Source organism: Psychrobacter sp. 5A.1 (assembly GCF_030407455.1).
GTDB lineage: Bacteria > Pseudomonadota > Gammaproteobacteria > Pseudomonadales > Moraxellaceae > Psychrobacter.
The window spans coordinates 1-589 of sequence record NZ_JASDDJ010000148.1 but is presented as its reverse complement, the minus strand read 5'-3'; the positions used below and the strand labels follow the sequence as shown (position 1 = coordinate 589).

Below are 589 nucleotides of genomic sequence, written 5' to 3'. Positions count from 1 at the left end.
AAATGACCATGACTTACTCCCTAGATTATCGCAAACAAGTCCTGAAAAGCTTAGATGAGGGCATGACCTTTGCTGAAGCTGCTGTTTTCTATGATATCAGTCCCACGACTATCCAGAAGTGGAAAAAGCGTCTTCACAGTAAAACCACTCGAGACATCAAGCCCTACAAAATAGAGGATGAAGCCTTAGCTCAAGACGTCAAAGACTACCCTGACGATTATCATTATGAGCGAGCCCAGCGTTTTAATTGTAGCCCAACAGGCATCAGTAAAGCCTTAAAGCGTATTGGTATTAGCAAAAAAAAGACACTTGAGCATCCTAAAGCTTGTCCCCTAAAGAGAGCTCGCTACCTAAAAAAACTCAACCACTTCATCTCTCAAGGCTTTGCTATTGTCTACATGGATGAAAGTGGCTTTGAGAGTGAAACGGTGCGCCCTTGTGGCTATGCACCCATTGGTAGCCCTTATATTGACAGTTACAACTGGCAAGCTAAAGATCGAACCAATGTCATTGGTGCACTATACTATATGGCAAAACGCTCTTTGCACTCGACTACTTAAAAACAAACATTAATAAAGAGATTTTCTAT

1 protein-coding gene is annotated in these 589 nt (G+C 41.8%); it reads left to right on the top strand.

The features are described 5' to 3' along the window. On the top strand, nt 1-560 hold a 560-nt coding region (locus QL982_RS14505), incomplete at its 5' end, for an IS630 transposase-related protein (RefSeq protein ID WP_290190455.1). Between the last annotated feature and the right edge of the window lie 29 nt (nt 561-589).